Origin of the sequence: Streptomyces sp. NPDC057486, from assembly GCF_042802415.1 — a bacterium.
In the GTDB taxonomy this organism is placed as follows: Bacteria; Actinomycetota; Actinomycetes; order Streptomycetales; family Streptomycetaceae; genus Streptomyces; species Streptomyces yanii.
This window is the reverse complement of record NZ_JBHVEE010000054.1, coordinates 42,740-61,326: the sequence shown is the minus strand read 5'-3', so window position 1 is coordinate 61,326 and position 18,587 is coordinate 42,740. Positions and strand designations below refer to the sequence as shown.

The window sequence follows — 18,587 nt, the reverse complement described above, 5'->3', positions numbered from 1 at the left end:
GTTGATCACGGTCCGGGCCCACTGCTTCATGCATGCGCTTTTGGGGTACTGCGCGCTGCGACTCGGGGGGCGGGTTCGTGCGTACGCTCTGTACGCGCCGCCTGACTGAGGCTCGTAGCGGTGGCGTCGAATCAGGCGCTGGCGTTACGCGCCCGGTTGCGAGCGGCGCGGCGCTTCATTGCGCGGCGCTCGTCCTCGCTGAGGCCACCCCAGACGCCGGAGTCCTGGCCGGACTCGAGCGCCCACTGCAGGCACTGCTCCATGACGGGGCAGCGACGGCAGACGGCCTTGGCTTCCTCGATCTGCAGCAGCGCAGGACCGGTGTTGCCGATGGGGAAGAACAGCTCGGGGTCTTCCTCACGACAAACGGCGTTGTGACGCCAGTCCATGGCTGCTACCTCTCCTTGGTATTACATACACGTTGCTTGTGAATGTGAACGCTTTCACGAATCCCCCCACAGGTGATGGGCCGACGCCCAGATGAACTGGTTGTGGTCCTGTGCAAGTGAGGAGGGGTTCTGGCTCTCAGTGGAGGCCGTTGTTGCGGGCCGTCCCGATCGCCATGTAGAGATTCGCAAACCTCGGCGGCGGATACAACCCCTTCTGGAAACTTTTTTTTGATTCCTCGGTGTCGGCTAGGTCACAGCCGTACTTCCATGGGGTGGAAGCCAGTCCAAACGTTCGAGTTAAAGGACTTTTGCTCCTTCCGCTCACACAATCACACGCAGTGCACGGCGTACGCCTGTGAACGTCACACTCGTGCGCAGGCCCAGGTGGTCACCGTCCATCTGGAAGGGCAGTGGGGCCTTTGAATGCAAGGTGAAGTCCGTGAGGTCATGGAGTGAAACCGCGTGCCTGCCGTGCGGACCCTTCTCGGGGCTCGAGGTGAGCAGCTGGGTGCCGTACCGGGCGACCGCCGGAGTGGAGAGGCGCTTCAGGCCGAGGACGTCCAGGGCCGTGTCGAACGACGCCTTCGGGGACGCGTACATCGGGCGGTTCCCCAGGTAGGTCCAGGGAGCGGTGTTCGAAATTATGGAGAGCGCGAGATCGGTGACCGGGTCCTGGCCGGGGACGTCCAGCGTGATCACCCCGTGCCGCCGGTGCGGCTCCTCCAGGAACTGGCGGACCACCTGGCGCACGTACAGCGCATGTGTGGACCGCTTCCCGCGTTCGCGCTGCTGTTCGACGCGACCGACCACGCCCGCGTCGAACCCGAGACCGGCACAGAATGTGAACCAGCGTTCGGGGACCGACTCGTCCTCGGTGCCCGGCGTGCCGGCCGCAAGCCCCAGGCCGACCGTGCGTTCGGTCCGGTTGGCGAGCGCGTCCAGGATGGCGCCGGTCGCCTCCACCGCGTCGTTCGGCAGGCCGAGGGCGCGCGCGAAGACATTGGTGGAGCCACCGGGGACCACGGCCAGGCGCGGCAGGTTGTCGATGTCGGGACCGCGGTGCAGCAGACCGTTCACGACCTCGTTGACCGTGCCGTCGCCGCCGAGGGCGACGACGAGATCGATGTCGTCCGAGTCCGCGGCCCGCCGTCCCAGGTCCCGGGCGTGCCCCCGGTACTCCGTGGTCACCGCCTCCAGCTTCATCTCGCTGGCGAGCGCGTGGATGAGCACGTCACGGGTACGCGCACTGGTGGTGGTAGCAGCTGGATTGACCACGAGGAGTGCGCGCATGGCCGCCAGACTACCTACCGTGCGGTACCCGTCTGAAGTCCCGCCCCCGCCCTTCACGTTGGGTGACGGCACGGCTGCGAGGGGCTCGGGTGCGGCACTCCGGCCCGGACCCCGGCTTCGCTTTCGGCGGGCCGGGATGTCAACCTGCAAGGGTGAGTACTCAGCAGAACACGCCGTCCTCGTCGCCCCTGGCCGAGCCGACGAAGCCGGCCAGGATCACTCTCGTGGCCGGGCTCAATGCCCTCGAAGGGGCGGCGCTCGCCCTCGGCGGGATCTACATGCTGGTCATGGGGCTGCTCGGTCGGCCCGAGAGCCCGCAGCAGGCGGAGATGGGCGGGCTCACTCTGATCGCCCTGGGTCTGATCCCGCTGATCGCGTCCCGCGGACTGGTGCGGCGCCGCAGCTGGAGCCGCGGCCCGGCACTCATCACGCAGATCATCGCGCTGCCGGTGGCCTGGACGCTGCTGCGGTCGCACGGCGCCCTGATCCCGGCCGGGATCGTCCTCGCCGCGGTTTCGCTGACGGCGCTTTTCCAGCTCGCCAGGCCGGCGACCCGGGAAGCGCTCGGCATCCGGGGACCGGGCGCGACGCCGGAGGCGTGACCTGGCGGCGCAGCACGTCGGCAGCCGGGTGCGGAAGCGCACCGTACGGCCGCTGAAGCACAGCGCCGGCAGCCCGTCCGGCTACTCCTCGACGAGCAGCCGCTCGCGCAGCTGCGCCAGCGTGCGCGCCAGCAGACGCGAGACGTGCATCTGCGAGATGCCGACCTCCTGCGCGATCTGCGACTGGGTCATGTTGCCGAAGAACCGGAGCAGCAGGATGCGCTTCTCCCGGGGCGGCAGGTCCTCCAGCAGCGGCTTCAGTGACTCCCGGTACTCGACGCCCTCCAGCGCCTCGTCCTCCGAGCCCAGCGTGTCCGCCACCGCCGGGGACTCGTCGTCCGTGTCCGGCACGTCGAGCGACAGCGTGCTGTACGCATTGGCCGATTCCAGGCCCTCCAGGACCTCTTCCTCGGAGATGCCCAGCCGCTCCGCCAGCTCGTGCACCGTCGGCGACCGGCCGTGCTGCTGGGAGAGCTCGGCGGTGGCGGTGGTGAGCGAGAGGCGCAGCTCCTGCAGCCGGCGCGGCACCCGGACCGCCCAGCCCTTGTCGCGGAAGTGGCGCTTGATCTCACCGACGACGGTCGGCGTGGCGTACGTCGAGAACTCGACGCCCCGGTCCGGGTCGAACCGGTCCACCGACTTGATCAGCCCGATGGTGGCGACCTGGGTCAGATCGTCCAGCGGCTCGCCTCGGTTGCGGAACCGGCGGGCCAGATGCTCCACGAGCGGGAGATGCATCCGCACCAGCCGGTTGCGCAGCTCGGCCTTCTCCGGCGAGCCGTCGGGGAGTTCCCGCAGCTCGTAGAAGAGCGCCCGCGCCCCGCTGCGGTCGTGTGGATCGTGGTGCCCGTGCTCGCTCATCTGGCCTGCCCGCTCCGCCTGCGACTGCTCCACCGCGACCGTACGGACCACCGGCCCGTCCGCCCCGTCCACCGGATGGGGCATGGCCTGCTGCTCCGGGATGCCTGCTGCTCGCACCACCCCTGGTCGGATCGTCTCGTCTCGCACAGGACCGTCCCCGTTCCCGTCGCTCACGCCGGCCCGGGTCCCGCGCCGCGCTGTTTGTACAGGCTGATGCTGACCGTACGGTCATCGGCGACCGTGGAGTCGACCTTGCCGGCCAGCGCGGAGAGCACCGTCCAGGCGAAGGTGTCGCGCTCCGGGGCCCGGCCGTCCGTCGTCGGGGCGGCCACCGTCACCTCAAGGGAATCGTCGACGAGCCGGAACACGCAGCTGAGGACGGAGCCCGGCACGGCCTGCTGAAGCAGGATCGCGCAGGCCTCGTCGACCGCGATACGAAGATCCTCGATCTCGTCGAGAGTGAAGTCCAAGCGCGCTGCGAGACCGGCCGTGGCCGTACGCAGCACCGACAGGTAGGCACCCGCAGCGGGCAGCCGGACTTCCACGAAGTCCTGATTCCCGGGCTCGCCTGCGATCTGGGACACCCTCACCTCCAAGGTGGCACAAACTCATTCGAGGTTCCGGGAGGGCGCCCCGGAGCCATGCGGTACGTCTTCGGTTCTTGGTCCGGCGACGCTATCGCGATCCATGATGCCGTGTCGCCGGAACCCCATCCCATGACTGTCACTCATGGTAAACCCATGAGCACGCACAGTGGCTAGAGGTCTGCGGCTGTCAATTGCGAAGAACCGGCGCCGGTTTGACGTACCCAGCCATCACACGATCGAACCGTCCTCGAAGCACCAGCGCCAGCTCTCTCCCGCCTCGAAGCTCCGCATGATCGGGTGGCCGGTCTCCTTGAAGTGTCCTGTCGCGTGCTGCAGGGGCGACGAGTCGCAGCAGCCGACATGGCCGCAGGTCAGGCAGAGCCGCAGTTGCACGGGGTGGGTGCCCGCGGCAAGACATTCGGGACATGTCTCGCTGAGCGGGACGGGCTCGGGGCGGGGCAGTTCGGGAACGTGCAGGCACTCACTCATGATTGTCAGATTACGACGGATGTGAGGACCGTGAGATGGATGCATTGCCGTTGGTGGCACTGGTCGCGGCCAGTGCCACGATCGCGGGCGCGGCGAGGCGCACCCCGGTACCGGCCCCCCTGCTGCTGGTCGCCGCGGGGCTGCTCGCCTCCTATCTGCCCGGGGTGCCGACCTACACCCTGGACGCGCACATCGTGCTGCCGCTGCTGCTGCCGCCACTGCTCTACACGGCTGCGGTCGACAGCTCGTACCTCGATCTGCGGGCCAATGTCCGGCCGATCGCCCTGCTCTCCGTCGGCTACGTCCTCTTCGCGACCTTCGCGGTCGGCTGGCTGGCGTACTGGCTCGTGCCCGACCTGCCGCTGACCGCCGCGCTCGTGCTGGGCGCCGTCATCGCGCCGCCGGACGCCGTCACGGCGGCCGCCATCGCCCGCCGGGTCGGGCTGCCCAGCCGGGTCACGACGATCCTGCAGGGCGAGTCCCTGGTGAACGATGCGACGGCGATCACCGCCTACAAGGTGGTGCTGGCCGCCGCCGTCGGCGAGGGCGTCAGCTGGGGCGCCGGGATCGGCGAGTTCCTCGTCGCGGCGGTCGGCGGTGTCGGGGTCGGCCTGGTGCTGATGGTGCCGCTGCACTGGCTTCGCACGCACCTCAAGGAAGCCCTGCTGCAGAACACCCTGTCGTTGTTGATCCCCTTCGTGGCGTACGCGGCGGCGGAACGCGTGCACGCCTCCGGAGTGCTCGCCGTGGTCGTCGTGGCGCTCTATCTGGGGCACCGCTCCTGGCAGGTCGACTTCGCGACCCGGCTCCAGGAGGCGGCCGTGTGGAAGATGGTCGCGTTCATCCTGGAGTCGGCGGTCTTCGCACTCATCGGACTGCAACTGCCCTTCGTGCTGAAGGGGCTCGGCACCTATGCCGTCGCCGAGGCTCTTTGGTACGCGGTTGCCGTCTTCCTCGCCGTCGTCGTGGTCCGCTTCATCTGGGTGTACCCGGCCACGTATCTGCCGCGGTGGCTGTCGAGACGGATCAGGGAGCGCGAGCCCGGGACCAACTGGACCGCGCCCCTGATCGTCGGCTGGGCCGGGATGCGCGGCGTCGTCTCGCTCGCCATCGCCTTCTCCATCCCGCTGGTGATGACCTCCGGGGAAGCCTTCCCGGCCCGCAACCTGGTGCTCTTCCTGACCTTCACGACGGTCATCGGCACGCTGGTCATCCAGGGGCTCACCCTGCCCGTCCTGGTGCGCGTCCTGAAGCTCCCCGGGCGCGACGCGCAGGCCGAGACCCTGGCCGAGGCGCAGGCCCAGAGCGAGGCGTCCGCGGCCGCCGAGGCGCGCCTGGAAGAGCTCCTCCAGGATCCGCGCAACTGCCTGCCGGGACCGCTCACCGACCGGCTCCGCGCCGTCCTGGAGCGCCGCCGCAACGCCGTGTGGGAGAGGCTCGGCGCCTCCAATCCGCTGACCGGGGAGTCGGCGGACGACACCTACCGGAGGCTGGCCGGCGAAATGATCGAGGCCGAGCGCGCCGTCTTCGTCCGGCTGCGGGACGAGCGGCGGATCGACGACGAGATGCTGCGGAACCTGCTGCGGCGGCTGGACCTGGAGGAGGCGGCGGCCTACCGGGAGGAGTCCGGCGCCCCCCAGGGCTGACCCGTGACGACAGCGGCGACGGTGGTGCCCGGAGCGAACGCGCCCTCCTGGGCGAGTGTCATCAGTCCATAGAGCAATTTGGCGACATAGAGACGCTCGACGGGCAGCCCGTGCCGGTCCTCGAAGTCGTCGGCGAAGGCGTGCAGCTCCGGTGTCGTCCGGGCGTAGCCGCCGAAGGCGAAGCGCTCGTCCAGCGACCACGCCCCGGCCGGGCCGCCGAACGCCTCCCGCTGCAGCTCCCGTACCGCGTCCCCCAGGAAGCCGCCGCGCAGCACCGGGATGCCGAGTGCCCGCTGGCCGGGTGCGAGGCCCGCGGCGAGACCGGCGAGGGTGCCACCGGTGCCGCAGGCCACCGCGACCACGTCGGCCCGGCCGTGCAGCTCCCGCCCCAGCGCTGTGCAGCCCTGTGCGGCCAGGGCGTTGCTGCCGCCCTCCGGGACGACGACGCACTCCCCGCAGCCGCTCAGCAGCCCCGCCAGGACCGCTGGATCGGCCTTCGCGCGGTACGTGGCGCGGTCCACGAAGCGCAGACGCATGCCGTCCGCCGCGCACTGCGCCAGCGACGGGTTGAGCGGGCGGCCGGCCAGCTCGTCGCCGCGCACGACGCCGACGGTCGGGAAGCCGAGCAGCCGGCCGGCGGCGGCGGTGGCGCGCAGATGGTTGGAGTACGCGCCGCCGAAGGTCAGCACGGTGCGCCCGGCGGCGGCCGCCAGGTTGGGGGAGAGTTTGCGCCACTTGTTGCCCGGGAGATCGGGGTGGATCAGATCGTCGCGTTTGAGCAGCAGCCGCACGCCGCACCGGGCGAAGCGCTCGTCCTCGGCCGGTTGCAGGGGTGACGGGAGCACCGGCTGCAGCCGGGAGAGGGCGGGCGGGTCGGAGGGCATGCGCCCATTGTCGCCCGGCGGCCCGGTGACCTCGGGCGGGGGCGGGTCACTTCAGCCGGTCGCGGATCCGGGCGCGCATGGAGTCCATCGTGAACCCGCGCGGATCGACCTTGCCGGGCTGCCACTCCCTGTGCCCGATGACGGACCGGGAGGTCCAGCCGTGGTGGCGGCAGATGGCGGCGGCGGCCTTCTCGACGGCGTCCAGCTGGACATCGGGCCAGGGGTCCTTGCCGTCGCCGAGGTTCTCGCACTCGAAGCCGTAGAAGTGCCTGTTCCCGTCGGTGTTGGCCTCGTTGTCGGTCGGCAGGCGCTTCTCGGCGACGACGGCGCGCAGGACGTCGTCGTCACCGAATCCGGCGTGGTTGGTGCGGCCGTAGCCGACCAGATGGATCCGGCCGTCCTTGGCGATCACGCCGTGGCAGAGCGGCCCGGGAAGCTCCGGGTAGCCCTCACGGCAGATGCGGACGGTGGCCTCGGTGCCCCTGGTGGCGGTGTGATGGATCATCACGCCGTTGACGGGTCCCCAGGGGCCCTTGTGGTTGCGGTAGTGCGTACGCCAGTCGCCGACCCGGACGACGGTGAGCCCCTCGTTCATCAGGGCTTCGAGGAAAGTGCTCGCGGACATGGGTGAGGACATGGCCGACTCCTTGGGCGCGTGGGGGGTGCGAGTCCTTGCAGCGCTTGTACCGGAACGCAGGGCTCCGGGCCATTCCCGGGCCCTGCGTTCGGGCGGTGTGCGAGTCGATCCGGTCAATTCCGCGAGCACCCGCGGCGGTTCAGCCCTGGGCGAGCCACAGGTCGGGGCCGAACACCTCGTAGTGGATGTCGGCCGCCGGGACACCCTTGGCCAGCAGCTGAGTGCGTACGGCCCGCATGAAGGGCAGCGGACCGCAGAGGTACGCGTGCGTGCCGGGCCGGACCGTGACGCTGCCCAGGTCGACCAGTCCGGTGCGGTCGGCCGGGTGGCCGGGCTCCGGGTTCTCGTACCAGAAGTGTGCTGCGCCGTCCGGGAGCTTGGCCGCGAGCTGCGCGTGGTCGGTGCGCAGGGCGTGGTCGGCGGGGGAGCGGTCGCCGTGCACGACGGTGACAGGGGCCCGGTGGCCGGTCGCCGCGAGGTGCTCCAGCATCGACAGCATCGGGGTGCAGCCGATGCCCGCGGAGGCGAGCAGCAGCGGGGCGTCGACGGCGTCGATGACCAGATCGCCGTACGGGGCGGAGACACGCAGCCGGTCACCGGCCCGGGTCGTGGCGTGCAGGTGCGTCGAGACCTCGCCGTCGGGCGATCCGTCGCCGTGCACCCGCTTGACGGTGATCGAGTGCAGCCGGGAGCCGGGACCGCCGGAAAGGCTGTACTGCCGTATCTGCCGGGCTCCGTCGGGCAGTTCCACCTGTACGGAGACGTACTGGCCGGGCCGGAAGCCGGGGGCGGGCGCGTCGTCGGCCGGGCGGAGCTGGAAGGTGGCGACGTCGTCGTTCTCCTCGATCCTCGCGACCACCTCCCACTCGCGCCAGACGTCACCGGCGACGAGGCCCCGCTGGGCGTAGAGCCGGTCCTCGATGGCGATCAGGGCGTTGGCCATCAGCCAGTAGACCTCGTCCCAGGCGGCCGCGACCTCCGGTGTGACCGCGTCACCGAGCACCTCGGCGATGGCGGAGAAGAGGTGGGTGTGCACCACCTCGTACTGTGCGGCGGTCACACCGAGCGAGGCGTGCTTGTGGGCGATGCGGCTGAGCATCACGTCGGGACGGGTGTCCGGGTGCTCGACCAGCTGGGTCGCGAACGCGGCGATGGACCCGGCGAGGGCCTGACGCTGGGCGCCGGAGGCCTGGTTGCCGCGGTTGAAGAGGTCGCGCAGCAGCTCGGGGTGGGCGTCGAACAGTTTCCGGTAGAAGAGATCGGCGATGTCCCCGATGGCTGCGCCGACGGCGGGGAGGGTGGCACGGACGGTGGCGGTCGACGACTCGGAGAGCATCGGGCGGACTCCTCAGGGTGAATTGGTATCTGAGATTCTTATTTTTGGGCAGAGGTGAGGCCGGGCTGTACCCGGCGGGGGATTCAGTCGGCGGGACGGCTGCTGCTGATGCCGATCAGCAGGGGGCCGGTGGGGGAGGTGACGAGTTCGGCGACGGTGAGCGGGTCGAGCGAGGCGTAGAAGGCCTCCTCCGCCAGGCGCAGGGCGCCGCGCAGCCGGCAGGCCGAGCGCAGCGGGCAGGGGGTGCTGCCCTCGCACTCGACGACATCGCCGGGCCCTTCGAGCTCGCGGACGAGTCCGCCGATCGATGCGGACCGGCCGGCTCCGGTGAGGGCGAGCCCGCCGCCGCGGCCGCGGCGCGCCTCGATCAGGCCGAGGTGCTGGAGCCGGGCGACCACCTTCGCGGTGTGCGTGTACGGCACCTGCATGGTCGCCGCCACCTCCCGGGTGGTCGGCGGATCCTCGTTCTCCACGACGGCGAGGCGCATCAGCACGCGCAGCGCCACGTCGGTGAATTTCGTCAGCCGCATGACCGCCACGTTAGATAACTTGCATTGAGGATGCAAGTTATCCGGCTCCAGAGGCGTCGCTGAGCGTCGTGCCCAGCCCAAAGCCCGATTAGTCACACTCTTTTGTGTAATGGCGTGCGGTGTCCCCATGCTGAAAGGCTTTTCACGCAGGTCAGCCGATGATCGAGAGGACGTCAGATGTCCGTTGGTGAAGAGGTTCAGAACGCGCAGGTACCGCCGCAGCAGAGCCTGGGCACGGCGGCGGCGCGGAACCTCGCGACGACCACCAAGTCCGCTCCGCAGATGCAGGAGATCACCTCGCGGTGGCTGCTGCGCATGCTCCCCTGGGTGCAGGTGCAGGGCGGCACGTACCGGGTGAACCGCCGGCTGAGCTACTCGGTCGGGGACGGCCGGGTGACCTTCGTGCAGACCGGTGACCGGGTCGCGGTGATCCCCGCGGAACTCGGCGAGCTGCCCGCGCTGCGGGACTTCGCCGACGAGGAGGTGCTCGCGGAGCTGGCCCGCCGGTGCGAACAGCGCGAGATCGCCGCGGGACAGGTGATCGCCGCGTCCGGGGAGTCGGCGGACCGCGTCTTCCTGCTGGCGCACGGCAAGGTCGAGAAGGTCGGCACCGGTCCGTACGGCGACGAGACCGTGCTCGGGGTGCACGCCGACGGGGCGTACTTCGGCGACCACGCTCTGATCGAGGGCGACGCCGTCTGGGAGTACACCGCACGTGCCGTCACGGCGTGCACGGTACTCACGCTGAGGCGGGCGGACGTGCTCAACCTCGCCGAGCGGGCGGACTCGCTCCGCACGCATCTCGCCGGGCTGCTCAACATCCCCCGCCAGCGCACCAACAAGTACGGCGAGGCGGAGATCGACCTCTCCGCGGGCCATGTCGGCGAGGCGGTCGTCCCGCACACGTTCGTGGACTACGAATCGGCCCCTCGTGAGTACGAGTTGAGCGTCGCCCAGACCGTGCTGAAGGTCCACAGCCGGGTCGCCGACCTCTACAACCAGCCGATGAACCAGACCGAGCAGCAGTTGCGGCTCACGGTCGAGGCGCTCCGCGAGCGCCAGGAACACGAGTTGATCAACAACCGCGAGTTCGGGCTGCTCAACAACTGCGACTACGGGCAGCGCCTCCAGCCGCACGACGGGGTGCCCGGCCCCGACGACATGGACGAGCTGCTCTCGCGCCGCCGCGGCTCGAAGCTCTTCCTCGCGCACCCGCGGGCCATCGCCGCCTTCGGCCGCGAGTGCAGCAAGCGCGGACTGGTGCCGGAGAGTGCGGAGATCGGCGGACACCATGTGCCCGCCTGGCGCGGGGTGCCCATCTTCCCGTGCAACAAGATCCCGGTCACCGACGCCCGCACCACGTCGATCATCTGCATGCGAACGGGCGAGGCCGAGCAGGGGGTCATCGGACTGCAGCAGAGCGGCATCCCGGACGAGATCGAGCCGAGCCTCTCGGTCCGGTTCATGGGCATCGACGAGCAGGCGATCATCTCGTACCTCGTGACGGCGTACTACTCGGCGGCCGTCCTGGTGCCGGACGCCCTGGGCGTCCTGGAGAACGTCGAGGTCAGCCGCTGGCGCTGACGGTCAGGGGGCCCGGCCCGGACCGTCAGGATCCGGGCCGGGCCCGTGACGGCCCCGGCCCGTGACCGCCCAGGCCCGGGGTGCGGCCGACCGGGGTGCCCCGCCGCGATGCCCCGTGGAAACCACCCACTCACCGAAACCATCCACGCCCCGGTCCGGGGTGCGCCTGACCGGGGTGTCCCGAGCCGGCGTACCCCGGACCGGGGATGCCCCAGGGGGAGCCTGTGACCATGATCAGTACGGACGCCGCCACCGAGGGCAACGAGGCCGCGGCGCTCCTGGAATGCGCCCGGAACCTCGTGGACCCACAACTGCGGTCCGCAGTCGAATCGTTGCCCGGATCCATCCGGCGCGTGGCGATGTACCACTTCGGCTGGGAGCACGCCGACGGCTCCGCGGCCGGCGGGCAGGCCGGCAAGGCGATCAGGCCCGCGCTCGTCCTCGCCGCGACCAGGGCGGTGGGCGGCGACCCCGAGCGGGCGGTGCGGGCAGCCGTGGCCGTGGAGCTGGTCCACAACTTCAGCCTCCTGCACGACGATGTCATCGACGAGGACCGGACCCGCAGGCACCGCCCCACGGCCTGGACGGTCTTCGGTGTCCCGGCCGCCGTCATCGCGGGCGACGCCATGCTCTCCCTCGCCCACCGGCTGCTCGCCGAGGACACCCGTCCGGCGTCGGCGCGCGCCTCGGCCCGGCTCGCCGGCTGTGTCATCGAGCTGTGTGCGGGGCAGCAGGCGGACTGCTCCTTCGAGGGGCGCGGACCCGACGAGGTCTCGCTGGACGAGTGCCTTGCCATGGCCACAGCCAAAACCGGCGCCCTGCTCGGCTGCGCCTGCGCGCTCGGCGCGCTGTACGCGGGGGTGGAGGAGCGGGCGGTCGGCGCGATGGACGGCTTCGGCCGGGAGGCGGGCCTCGCCTTCCAGCTCATCGACGACCTGATCGGCATCTGGGGGGACCCGATGCAGACCGGGAAGCCGGTCGGGGCGGATCTCGCCGCCCACAAGAAGTCCCTGCCGGTGGTCGCCGCACTGACCTCCCACACCCCGGCCGCGGCCGAACTCGCCGGGCTCTACCGGGGCTCCATGAACACGCCCGACGAGGTGAGCCGCGCCGCGGATGCCGTCGACCGGGCCGGCGGCCGGGACTGGGCACAGGCCTGCGCGGGGGACCGGATGGCCCGCGCCGTCCACCATCTGTCCCGGGCGGTGCCCGACCTGACCGCGGCGGGCGACCTGCTGGCGCTGGCGGAGTTCGTCACCCGCCGGACGCACTGACCGGAGAGAGAGGGGGCAGCGGGGACCTGACGGGATCCCGCCGGACCCGTACCGCCTCAACTCTAAGATCCTGTACGTAGGTTGAGGTCGCGCGAGTTCATGGGCGAGTGAGGGTGGGAGCCGGGCATGGGCGTACGGATACGGCAGGCGGGCGAGGCGGACCGGGAGCATGTCGTGCGCCTCCTCGACGAGGCGTTCCACGACGACCCGGTCAGCAGCTGGGTCTTCCCGGACGAGACGCACCGCCGGGCCGTTCACGGAAAGTTCCTCGGCGTCTTCGTCGATGTCACGCTCGCCGAAGGCCGTATCGATGTGCTGGAGGACGGAACGGCCGTGGCGTTGTGGCTGCCGGTGCCCGCCGGTGAACCCACGGAGGAGGACCCCACCCCCGCGCTGATGCGGGCGACCGCGGACCCCGACAACGAGCGGACCGAGTTGGTCGGGAAGCTGACGGGTGCGATCCATCCGTACGACCGGGCCCATGAGTACCTGCTTCTGATCGGGGTGTCCCCGGAACGCCGGGGGGAGGGGATCGGGTCGGCCCTGATGGCCGAGGTGCTGGAGCGCTGCGACCGCGACGGCGTTCCCGTCTATCTGGAGGCGAGCAACGCGCGCAGCCGCCGGCTCTACGAGCGGCTCGGGTTCACCTTCATGGGCACGACCGTGGATCTTCCGGACGGCCCGGCGATGTGGCCCATGTGGCGCGAACCGCAGGCGGGCTGAGCCCGCGCGCACGCAAGCGGAGGGCGGCCGGGGGACGCCGGCGGGCACGAGCTACAGTCCCTGCCCATGACAGACGAGTCATGGGCAGGCTGGTACCGGGACCGCCAGGGTTCCGACGCCATCATCCTCACCACCGACGGACAGCAACTCCGCATCCGGATCCGGGGCGTCGATTTCGAGGGCGAGAGCTTCGACGACCTCGGACCGGTCTCCGGCATGCCGCCGGAGAGCGGCATGTTCGCCCTGGCGGACGGCGCGCTCACCGACTGCGTGCTGGAGTGGGACCTGCCGCTGCCGGTGATCTCGGACGGCACGGTTCATCAGGCCACCCTCAGCTGCCTGCTGTCGCTGCGCCGCCCCGACGCCGATCTCCATCTGGAGCTGCACTTCGGCGGCGCGGTCTACGGTTCGCGCCGGGCCGAGTGCGACTTCGCCACCGCGCTCGCCACGATCCAGCGCATCCTGCCACCCGGAGTCCGCCTGCAGTCCTGCATCGCCTGCGCGTTCTCGGACTACTTCCCGGCGCCCGGCCGTGGACTGTCCGGTGGCCTCGCCTGCTTCCGGGGTGCGAAGGACGCGTACCGGGGGGCTGCGGGCGAGGACGACGTCATCGGTCTGTGGGACCGGCGGACCGGGTTCGTCCAGGAGATCTGGAGCTGTCGTGAATTCGAGGCGCGCCCGGCGGAGGGCGCGGGCACCGGACACCGAGGCGCATTCCCCCTCGAACACGCCTGACCACTCTCTCGCCCGACGGGATGTCGGGCCATGCGCTGTGCCCCGTACCGGATGAGACCCCCGGTGCGGGGCGCAGCGCTTTACCGGAGCTCTATTGTTCTACTAGCATGCGAACAAGGAGGTTTTAATGAACCGGAAGAATGTCGGTCGCGTGACCCTGGTCGCCCTACCGTTCCTGCTCGCGCTCATCGTCGACCTGGCGCTCCTGGCCGCCTTCCGTGACCGGCTGCCCGGACAGTTGGCCAGCCACTTCGAGGCCGGCGGGCAGGCGAACGGCCATGCGGGCCGGACGTCGTACGTCCTCGTCACCGTCGTCCTTCTCGTGGTGACCGGCGCCTTGTGGGCCACCATGGTGGCGAAGGGGAACTTCTCCGGCCGGGCCTACCGCCTGCTGGTCGCCGGGGGGTACGCCTTCGCCGGATTCTTCGGCCATCTGATGGCCGCCGTGCTGATCGTGAACCTGGATGCCGGTGAAGGCGCGCCAGAGGTGTCGTTCCCGATGTGGCAGCCGGCCGTCGCACTCGGTGTCGGCGCGCTCGCCGCCGGTATCGGATTCGTGCTGGCCGCACTGGTCCCCGCACCGCCGCAGCCGGCCCGCTCCGCGGAGGCTGTGGACGGGGAACGCATTGCGCTCGCCGACGGGGAGGTCGCCGGATGGGCGCGGAGCGCCGACAGCTGGTGGCTGCCGCTCGTCGCGCTCGGACTCCTCGTCCTCGGAGTCGTCCTCTTCTTCGTCGGCAGCTGGTCCGCCGCTGTGTCGCTGCTGATCGTCGGGGTGCTGCCGGCAAGCTTCGCCCGGCCGTACGTGAGCGTGGACCGGCGGGGCGTCACCGTCTCCGGGATGCTGCCCTGGCCGCGCATCCGGGTGCCGCTCGACCGCATCGAGGCGGCGACCAGCCGGGACATCAACGCCCTTGCGGAGTACGGCGGCTGGGGCTATCGCATCCGGCCCGGACGGACCGGGGTCATGATCCGCTCGGGCGAGGGGATCGTGGTGAGGCTGGCCGGCGGGCGGGACTTCGCGGTGACCGTCGACGACTCCGCGACAGGCGCCGCGCTCCTCAACACCCTGATCGACCGGCGCCGGGCGGGGCACTGACCATGCTCTTCCGGGTCGATCCCACCTCCACCGTGCCGCTCGGCGACCAGATTGCGGCCTGCGTCCGCCGGGCGGTCGCCGACGGGGCAGTGGTCCCGGGCGAGCGGCTCCCCGCCGCCCGGGTCCTTGCCGAGTCCCTCGGCGTCAACGTCCATACGGTGCTCCGCGGTTACCAGCAGCTCCGCGAGGAAGGGCTGATCGAACTGCGCCGGGGCCGGGGCGCGGTCGTCACCGGTGGCGCCTCGCCGCACCGAGCCCGGCTGCTGGAACACGTACGCGACGTGGTCGCGGACGCGCGCGAGCTGGGAATGACGGAGGACGAACTGCTGGCCCTGATCCGTACCGAACTCGACAACATATGAGAGCCGTTGAAGGGGCTGGGGTCAGCGCAGGCCGTCCCATCCCCAGCGCGGTGTCGGCCCGGGATCACCGAGGTCCTCGCCGACCGGGGACGCCGAGACGTCGCGTGCGATCTTCGTGCCCCAGTCGAAGTACTCCACGACACGTCGACGGAGCAGCTCGTCGTCCGGCAGCTCCTTGTCGACCGCAGCCGTCATCAGCTCCATCCAGCGCAGCCGCTGTGGCTCGGTGATCGACAGCCCGAGATGGGAGCGCAACAGGGCCTGGTGGCCGCCGAGCCTCGCGGTGTAGTCGGCGGGACCGTCGAAGATCTCGGCCAGCCATACGGCGACATGCTCGATGTGCCTCGGGGTGAAGTCGGCGAAGACGGGGGCGAGCAGCGGGTCGGCCAGCACCTCGTCGTAGAAGGTGTTGCTCAGCCGGTGCAGTACGTCGATGCCGCCGACGGCCTTGTACAGCGTTTCCGGACGCTCGCTCACGCGCGTACCTCCAAGGGTGGGCCCGACCCTCGCGGGCCGCTGGGCCCAGCATGCAGCAGGGGGTCGGCCACGCCGGGGCCGTTCGCTGCCGGCGCATCAAGCGGGGGCACGCGTTCACCCGGTCGGGACGGACCGCGACGGGTGTTCGGCGCGGCCGGTCCCACCTCGACCGCCCTGCGCGGCGGCTGCCTCCCCCGGTCGTCCTCGGCGAGGCGGGCGCCCCCTGCCGGCCCGCCTCGGGCGCGCGCCACGGCATGGCCATCCGCCCCTGCGCGACGACCCGTCCGCCGTAAGGCTGCTGGTGTCCCGGCCGGGCGGCGACATGGGTCCGGTGTACGGGGAACCGGAAGCGGCCTGTCGGGAGGCGGCGCAGCCGGTGGCCGGGTACCACCGGTGTCCGGTGCGCCTCCGCAGCCCGCTCGCGCGGATGCCCTGACGTCCCGTTCGGACCCGCCGGATTCCGCCCACAGCGAGGAGCTGTTCCCAACTGACCCGGCCGCGGGCAGAGTCGGCCCCATGAAGCTCTTGATCCTGGGCGGTACGGAGTTCGTCGGGCGCGCCGTCACCGAGGCGGCGCTCGCACGGGGCCGGCAGGTCACCGTGTTCCATCGCGGCCGCCACGCACCCCCCGCAGGCGTCACAGAGCTGTTCGGCGACCGCACCGGCGCCGACGGACTCGTGGCGCTCGCCGCCGCCGCGGGGGAGAGCGAGGGAGGGGCACACACCTGGGACCTGGTCGTCGACACCTGGAGCGGCGCCCCCTCGGCCGTACGGGACGCGGCCCGGCTGCTCGCCGGCCGCGTCGGGCAGTACGCCTATGTCTCCAGCCGGTCGGTGTACGACCACCCCGCCCCGGCCGGACTCCCCGAGGACGGCCCGCTGGTGGACGGGGCCTCGCCGGACGCCGGGGCGGACGTCCCGTACCCGCAGGCCAAACGCGGCGGTGAGCTGGCCGCACTCGACGTGTTCGGCGACCGCGCCCTGCTGGCCAGGGCGGGGCTGATCCTCGGGCCGTGGGAAAACGTCGGCAGGCTGCCGTGGTGGCTGCAGCGGATCGCCCGCGGCGGACCGGTACTGGCCCCGGGGTCACCGGACACCCCGCTCCAGTACATCGACGCCCGCGACCTCGCCAACTGGCTGCTGGACGCGGCGGAACGCGGACTGCACGGACCGTACAACGTGGTCAGCCGCCCGGGGCACAGCACCATGGGTGAGCTGCTGGACGCCTGTGTCCGGGCCACCGGCTCCGGCGCCGAACTGCGCTGGACGGCCGCCGAGAAGATCCTCGCGGCGGGCGTCGAGCCATGGAGCGAGCTGCCGATCTGGCTGCCGCCGGGCGAGCTGTACGACACCATGCACCAGGGCGACGTCAGCCGGGCACACGCGGCCGGGCTGCACTGCCGGCCAGTCGGGGAGACGGTCACGGACACCTGGGACTGGCTGCGCGGGCTGGGTGGCGCGGCGCCGCAGCGGCCGGACCGGCCCGCGGTGGGACTGGACCCGGAGACCGAGGCGAAGCTGCTCACCGACTGAGCCGCCGGTGGCACGGCCGGGCGGATCGGGACGGTGCGGCTCACGGCCGGTTCCCCGGCCACGCCGATGACCCGGAGGATGCGCCGGCGCTGCTGAGGGCTGTCCCGCAATCCCTGGCGGGCGCACGACGCCGGCCACGGCACCTCGCTGCGTTGTCGGAACACCCGAGTACACCCAGTACGAGGACGCCCTCCGTCTTGCGATGCACCGCATCCGACGCCGCGCGCTGATCCACCAGGGATTACGGGACAGCCCTTAGTTTGGCCCCATGGCCGAACTCCTGCTGCACCTCACCGAAGGCCCTCTGTGGGAGGCGGCCCGCGGGGTCGGGACGTACGAGATGTCCACCCGCGGCCGCACCCTGCACGAAGAGGGCTTCATCCACTGCTCGCTGCCCCACCAGCTCCCCGGCGTGGCCGAGATGCTGTACGGCGCCGGGGCCCCGGCCGATGCCGAGACCCCGGCCGACCTGGTGGTGCTCGTCATCGACCCCGCGCGGCTCTCCGTGCCCGTGCGGTACGAGTCGTTCGCGCCCGGCGGCGAGGAGTTTCCGCACATCTACGGTCCCGTCCCGGTGGACGCGGTCGTGGAGGTACGTCCCTGGCCGCGCAAGGAAGGCAGCCCCGCGTGAACACCACAGCCCCCACCGACGCCCCGATCATCGCGGTCACCGGAGCGAGCGGCGCAGTCGGCGGCGGCGTCGCCCGGCGGCTCGTGCGTGCCGGCGTCCCCGTCCGGCTGCTGGGCCGTGACCCGTCCCGGCTGCCGGACCTGCCCGGCGCGGTCGCCGCCCCACCCGCCTCCTACGGCGACGGGGCGGCCATGCGCCGGGCACTCGCCGGGGCGCACACCCTGTTCCTGGTCTCCGCACACGAGAGCCCCGACCGGGTTCGCGAACACACCACCGCCGTGGACGCGGCGGTCGCCGCGGGTGTCGAACGCATCGTGTACGTGTCCTTCCTCGGCGCCGCACCCGACGCCACGTTCACCTTCGGTCGCGACCACTGGCACACCGAGGCACACATCCGAGTCTCCGAGGTGCGCTGCACCTTCCTCCGCGACAGCTGGTACCTCGCCGGGATCCCGGCGATGACCGGGTCCGACGGAGTGCTGCGCGGCCCGGGCGGCGACGGCCGGGTCGCCGCGGTGGCGCACGAGGACATCGCGGACGCGGCGACGGCCGTCCTGCTGGCCGACACCGGGAGCGCGGACACCCGCCACGACGGGGTGACGTACGACCTCACCGGGCCGGAGACATTCACCCTCGCCGAAGCAGCCGAGGAACTGAGCCGGGCCACCGGACGGACCATCACCTACCACCCGGAGACCCGGGAGGAGGCATACGCGTCACGGGCGCAGTACGGCGCGGCGGACTGGGAGGTCGCCGGCTGGGTGACGTCCTACGAGGCGATCGCGACCGGCGAGATGGCCACCGTCTCGGACGCCGTACCGCGTCTGACCGGCCGTCCGGCGCAGAACCTGGCCACATACCTCCGAGAGCATCCGGAGAGCTACCGGCACCTGCTCAGGACCGACTGAACTCCCGGCG

21 protein-coding genes are annotated in these 18,587 nt (G+C 71.3%); 11 read left to right on the top strand and 10 right to left on the bottom strand.

Going from position 1 to position 18,587, the window contains the following annotated elements; all coding sequences use genetic code 11:
- Positions 1–131 precede the first annotated feature (131 nt).
- On the bottom strand, positions 132–389 hold the full coding sequence (locus ACFU6I_RS24615; protein ID WP_003953983.1) for a WhiB family transcriptional regulator: 258 nt from the start codon (positions 387–389) through the stop codon (positions 132–134).
- 321 nt (positions 390–710) lie between these two features.
- Positions 711–1,679, bottom strand: coding sequence for a diacylglycerol/lipid kinase family protein (locus ACFU6I_RS24610; RefSeq protein WP_384370587.1), 969 nt, complete (start codon positions 1,677–1,679; stop codon positions 711–713).
- Between the two features lie 224 nt (positions 1,680–1,903).
- Between ACFU6I_RS24610 and ACFU6I_RS24605 the strand changes: the two genes are divergently transcribed.
- A complete protein-coding gene (locus ACFU6I_RS24605) occupies positions 1,904–2,281 on the top strand; it encodes a hypothetical protein (protein WP_384370593.1) in 378 nt (125 codons plus the stop codon).
- Between the two features lie 81 nt (positions 2,282–2,362).
- Here the strand turns inward: ACFU6I_RS24605 and ACFU6I_RS24600 are convergent, their stop codons facing one another.
- From ACFU6I_RS24600 to ACFU6I_RS24590, 3 genes are all read right to left on the bottom strand, one after another.
- Positions 2,363–3,289: an RNA polymerase sigma factor SigF gene (locus ACFU6I_RS24600; protein WP_384370584.1), complete on the bottom strand. Its 927-nt coding sequence runs from the start codon at positions 3,287–3,289 to the stop codon at positions 2,363–2,365.
- A gap of 23 nt (positions 3,290–3,312) precedes the next feature.
- Positions 3,313–3,726 (bottom strand): anti-sigma regulatory factor, encoded by a 414-nt coding sequence (locus ACFU6I_RS24595; protein ID WP_030915678.1) that lies wholly within the window; start codon positions 3,724–3,726, stop codon positions 3,313–3,315.
- Between the two features lie 231 nt (positions 3,727–3,957).
- Positions 3,958–4,218, bottom strand: a complete 261-nt coding sequence (locus ACFU6I_RS24590) for a UBP-type zinc finger domain-containing protein (protein WP_345510413.1) — start codon at positions 4,216–4,218, stop codon at positions 3,958–3,960.
- 35 nt (positions 4,219–4,253) lie between these two features.
- On the opposite strand from ACFU6I_RS24590, the gene ACFU6I_RS24585 reads away from it, so the two are divergent.
- Positions 4,254–5,864, top strand: a complete 1,611-nt coding sequence (locus ACFU6I_RS24585) for a Na+/H+ antiporter (protein ID WP_384370581.1) — start codon at positions 4,254–4,256, stop codon at positions 5,862–5,864.
- On the opposite strand, the gene ACFU6I_RS24580 is transcribed toward ACFU6I_RS24585, so the two are convergent.
- The 4 genes from ACFU6I_RS24580 to ACFU6I_RS24565 form a co-directional block, all read right to left on the bottom strand.
- Positions 5,831–6,748, bottom strand: a complete 918-nt coding sequence (locus tag ACFU6I_RS24580; protein WP_384370578.1) for a 1-aminocyclopropane-1-carboxylate deaminase/D-cysteine desulfhydrase — start codon at positions 6,746–6,748, stop codon at positions 5,831–5,833. The two genes, ACFU6I_RS24585 and ACFU6I_RS24580, sit on opposite strands and share 34 nt — an antisense overlap.
- 46 nt (positions 6,749–6,794) lie before the next feature.
- A complete protein-coding gene (locus ACFU6I_RS24575) occupies positions 6,795–7,385 on the bottom strand; it encodes an N-acetylmuramoyl-L-alanine amidase (protein WP_384370575.1) in 591 nt (196 codons plus the stop codon).
- A gap of 139 nt (positions 7,386–7,524) precedes the next feature.
- The gene (locus ACFU6I_RS24570) at positions 7,525–8,721 is read right to left on the bottom strand and encodes a globin domain-containing protein (protein ID WP_384370572.1); all 1,197 of its coding nucleotides are present in this window, start codon (positions 8,719–8,721) and stop codon (positions 7,525–7,527) included.
- 83 nt (positions 8,722–8,804) lie between these two features.
- Positions 8,805–9,251 carry an Rrf2 family transcriptional regulator gene (locus tag ACFU6I_RS24565; protein ID WP_345510406.1) on the bottom strand — a complete coding sequence of 149 codons (447 nt, stop codon included), beginning with the start codon at positions 9,249–9,251 and terminating at the stop codon, positions 8,805–8,807.
- Positions 9,252–9,428: 177 nt separating this feature from the next.
- Between ACFU6I_RS24565 and ACFU6I_RS24560 the strand changes: the two genes are divergently transcribed.
- The 6 genes from ACFU6I_RS24560 to ACFU6I_RS24535 all read left to right on the top strand — a co-directional run bounded on the left by ACFU6I_RS24560 (position 9,429) and on the right by ACFU6I_RS24535 (position 15,028).
- Positions 9,429–10,835: a family 2B encapsulin nanocompartment shell protein gene (locus ACFU6I_RS24560; protein ID WP_384370569.1), complete on the top strand. Its 1,407-nt coding sequence runs from the start codon at positions 9,429–9,431 to the stop codon at positions 10,833–10,835.
- 230 nt (positions 10,836–11,065) lie between these two features.
- A complete protein-coding gene (locus ACFU6I_RS24555; protein WP_384370566.1) occupies positions 11,066–12,109 on the top strand; it encodes a family 2 encapsulin nanocompartment cargo protein polyprenyl transferase in 1,044 nt (347 codons plus the stop codon).
- A 126-nt stretch (positions 12,110–12,235) separates the two neighbouring features.
- Complete coding sequence (locus ACFU6I_RS24550; RefSeq protein WP_384370563.1) at positions 12,236–12,832, top strand: GNAT family N-acetyltransferase; 597 nt, start codon at positions 12,236–12,238, stop codon at positions 12,830–12,832.
- Between the two features lie 66 nt (positions 12,833–12,898).
- Positions 12,899–13,567, top strand: coding sequence for a DUF6304 family protein (locus tag ACFU6I_RS24545; RefSeq protein WP_384370560.1), 669 nt, complete (start codon positions 12,899–12,901; stop codon positions 13,565–13,567).
- Between the two features lie 127 nt (positions 13,568–13,694).
- Positions 13,695–14,666: a DUF1648 domain-containing protein gene (locus ACFU6I_RS24540; protein WP_384370557.1), complete on the top strand. Its 972-nt coding sequence runs from the start codon at positions 13,695–13,697 to the stop codon at positions 14,664–14,666.
- Between the two features lie 2 nt (positions 14,667–14,668).
- Positions 14,669–15,028: a GntR family transcriptional regulator gene (locus tag ACFU6I_RS24535; RefSeq protein ID WP_384370554.1), complete on the top strand. Its 360-nt coding sequence runs from the start codon at positions 14,669–14,671 to the stop codon at positions 15,026–15,028.
- A gap of 21 nt (positions 15,029–15,049) precedes the next feature.
- Here ACFU6I_RS24535 and ACFU6I_RS24530 read toward each other — a convergent pair whose 3' ends face one another.
- Positions 15,050–15,505, bottom strand: coding sequence for a group II truncated hemoglobin (locus ACFU6I_RS24530; protein ID WP_384370551.1), 456 nt, complete (start codon positions 15,503–15,505; stop codon positions 15,050–15,052).
- A 528-nt stretch (positions 15,506–16,033) separates the two neighbouring features.
- Here ACFU6I_RS24530 and ACFU6I_RS24525 point away from each other — a divergent pair.
- The 3 genes from ACFU6I_RS24525 (at position 16,034) to ACFU6I_RS24515 (ending at position 18,577) form a co-directional block, all read left to right on the top strand.
- Positions 16,034–17,038, top strand: coding sequence for an NAD-dependent epimerase/dehydratase family protein (locus ACFU6I_RS24525; RefSeq protein ID WP_384370590.1), 1,005 nt, complete (start codon positions 16,034–16,036; stop codon positions 17,036–17,038).
- A gap of 268 nt (positions 17,039–17,306) precedes the next feature.
- Entirely contained in the window at positions 17,307–17,669 is a 363-nt protein-coding gene (locus ACFU6I_RS24520; protein WP_384370548.1) for a DUF952 domain-containing protein, read from the top strand.
- Positions 17,666–18,577, top strand: coding sequence for an NAD(P)H-binding protein (locus ACFU6I_RS24515; protein WP_384370545.1), 912 nt, complete (start codon positions 17,666–17,668; stop codon positions 18,575–18,577). Before ACFU6I_RS24520 ends, ACFU6I_RS24515 begins: the two co-directional genes overlap by 4 nt.
- Positions 18,578–18,587: the final 10 nt, after the last annotated feature.